Here is a 2,911-nt window from a genome sequence, read left to right as displayed (position 1 = left end):
AAAAATATGGTTTTAATAAAAAAAATTCATTTGAATATACAGTTGGGGATATTACCTATAAGGAATTTAGGATGTTGAAGGTATTATGGTAGTATGAGGTATTAAAAACCTCATATTGGAGGCCAGACGCAAAGATGTAGAACTTAAAAGAGAAAAATGAAATAGCAGCAAGTAAAATCAAGCAGTAATCTCTCTATTTCTTTATAATAAATGTAGGACGGTTGAAACGAGGTGAACAGACGAATGTACGAGTGGCAGAAGCAAATTCAAATAATCGTTGATGAAATTGACAAATGTATTAAAAATTATAATGATGAAGCCTTGACACTACGCTTTCTTTCTCGCAGGCTGGGTTATTCCGAATTTTATACAACGAGAAAATTCAAAGAAATATCGGGTATGCAATTTAGGGATTATCTGCGGCATAGAAAATTAGTCTTTGCACTAAAAGAGCTTCGGGATAGTGAAAAAAGCATTTTGGATATTGCCTTTGATTATGGCTTTTCATCACATGAAGCTTTTACCAGAGCTTTCAAGAGAACATATGGTGTAACTCCAAGTAAATACCGAAAAAAGCCTAATCCTGTCGTTCTTCGTACAAAAATAAACCCTTTCGACCGCTACTTTTTAGGCTTGGGAGAGATTGGTATGATGAAATCTACAGATGATGTTAAAATTTATTTTGTAACCATTCCCGCACACAAATTTTTGCACATTAAAAACTATGAGAGTAATGGGTATTGGGATTTTTGGCAAAAGCAAAGTCTTATTCCGGGACAGGACTACGAAACAATTTGCGGCTTACTGGATAGTATCAAGGGCAAATTGGATGATGATGGTGGGAGCGAATGTAACAGCAGCAGCGGTCAGATTATGGCGTACATTAATGACCTGGACGGCAGACTCTGCGATTGGGGGATTCCACGTACGGAGTGTTATGGTGTACGTCTTCCTTTTGATTATAAAGGCGAAGTACCACCACAAATGCTTATGATTGATGTTCCCGAAGCTGAGTATATTGTTTTTGAACATGGGCCGTTCGATTATGAGCAGGAAAATCGTAGTGTGGAGGAAAAGATTGAAAAGGCAATGGCAACTTTTGATTTTGCAGGCACTGGTTACTGCTTTGATACTTCTCCCGGTAGAATAATTTACTTTTATTTTAATCCGGAACAGTTTTTTAAGTATATCAGACCAGTGAGAAAGTAAATAAAATCCACTGCCTATCCAATATTGTTTCTAACGAGAAAACCAAACAGAAAATAACAAATTCCAATTTATATTATTAAGATTAAAATTTTCAGTTTGTAAAAATAGTAGCGTCCAATTGCGAGTAGGGGCTACTATTTTTTTTAGCATTTTATCAATAAGTAACACTATGAATGTTAATAGTGATAGTAAAAATAAATATAAGAATAAAATAAGTTTTATAGTCTTAGCCATTAATATTACTTGGTTAAGACTATTTTTATGCATGAAAGAATTGTATCATAAGTAATTAGGTAAAATGATTTTGATATGCGATATTTACAAAAAAATGTATATACATACAGTGGATGGTATAATATTAATATACAATATAAATTAGGAAATATGTAAAGGGGGAGATTATATGATAGATTATAGCAAACAAAATAAAAAGGCTTGGGAATATAATGCATATGATTTTTGGGTAAATACATCGGGAAAACCATCGGATAGAGCTAAGAAAGATCTAGAAAATCCGATGAGAATGTTAAAAAGATATGTGAACTATTTTGATACATATGAAGGTATTAAAATTGCTAATATTTGTGGTTCATGTGGTAAAAAAGCAATTCCATTAGCAATTTTGGGTTCAGAAGTTACAATCTTTGATATTTCAGAGGATAATAAAAAATATGCACTTGAAGTTGCTGATGAAGCTAATGTTGATATTAATTTTATAGTTGGTGATGTATTGGAAATTGACATGAACAAATATGAAGAATATTTTGAGGTGGTTTTTATGGAAGGAGGCATTCTTCATTATTTTCATGATATTAACCAATTTATGAAAATAATGCATCAGCTTTTAAAACCGAATGGAAGAATGATTTGCAGTGATTTTCATCCATTTCAAAAGATATCAGATATGCTAGAATTAGAACAGCCAACAATGAGTTATTTTTCAACAGATGCATTTGAAGGTGAAATGGCTCATGCAAGATTTTTCCCTGATGAGATTCGTAGACAGATGCCTTTATGTAGTTATAGAAAATATACCATTAGTGAAATCATTAATGCAGTTATTGAAAATGGATTTACTCTTAACAGATTTGATGAACATCCATCGTGGACAAATGAAAATGTACCAGGAGAGTTTACAATTATAGCAAAGAAGAATTAAACAAAATTCAATTTGTGGAGTTGAGATAATATAATTTTAGCTGCAGTTCTGTCATATCTTTCTTAAACTCTGACAGAACAGTAAAAAAATGCGTATCATTCAATTATCAAAGGGAGGTTTGTTAATGGATAAGAAACTATATTATTTTTTAGGTGCAATATTCATAATTACAAGTGGTTTTCTTTATACACTAGAAAGAGGCATTGCTTATTATTCCTGGATAGGACAAATGATGTCTGCTTCTCATACAGGAAGTTTTCCTAATAATCCTCAAGTACCAAATTTGTTAACAAATATATATATACCAGTATTTATAATAATAGGTGTAGTTTCTATGTATTTAGGATATAGGAAAAAATAGTATAAATAATTTGTAACATTCTTAAATTGCGAATTAAACTAACGACAAATTCCAATTTAAGGTTCATTATTATAAATAGTAATTTTGAGAGGTGAAATATGGAGATTAATTTTAGAAAGATAGATAAAACAAATTATAACACTTGCGTGTCTTTAAAGGTAGGAGAACATCAAACTAACTAT

3 protein-coding genes are annotated in these 2,911 nt (G+C 31.4%); all 3 read left to right on the top strand.

What is annotated here, in order from left to right; all coding sequences use genetic code 11:
* The first annotated feature begins 243 nt into the window (after nucleotides 1–243).
* The 3 genes from T514_RS0121925 (at nucleotide 244) to T514_RS0121915 (ending at nucleotide 2,729) form a co-directional block, all read left to right on the top strand.
* A complete protein-coding gene (locus T514_RS0121925) occupies nucleotides 244–1,209 on the top strand; it encodes a helix-turn-helix transcriptional regulator (RefSeq protein WP_027626660.1) in 966 nt (321 codons plus the stop codon).
* 403 nt (nucleotides 1,210–1,612) lie between these two features.
* Nucleotides 1,613–2,368 (top strand): class I SAM-dependent methyltransferase, encoded by a 756-nt coding sequence (locus T514_RS0121920; protein ID WP_027626659.1) that lies wholly within the window; start codon nucleotides 1,613–1,615, stop codon nucleotides 2,366–2,368.
* Nucleotides 2,369–2,492: 124 nt separating this feature from the next.
* Nucleotides 2,493–2,729 carry a hypothetical protein gene (locus T514_RS0121915; RefSeq protein WP_027626658.1) on the top strand — a complete coding sequence of 79 codons (237 nt, stop codon included), beginning with the start codon at nucleotides 2,493–2,495 and terminating at the stop codon, nucleotides 2,727–2,729.
* Nucleotides 2,730–2,911 lie beyond the last annotated feature (182 nt).

Origin of the sequence: Clostridium lundense DSM 17049, assembly GCF_000619945.1 — a bacterium.
Lineage (GTDB): Bacteria > Bacillota > Clostridia > Clostridiales > Clostridiaceae > Clostridium_AO > Clostridium_AO lundense.
The sequence above is the reverse complement of the archived record's forward strand: the minus strand, read 5'-3'. Positions and strand labels throughout refer to the sequence as shown.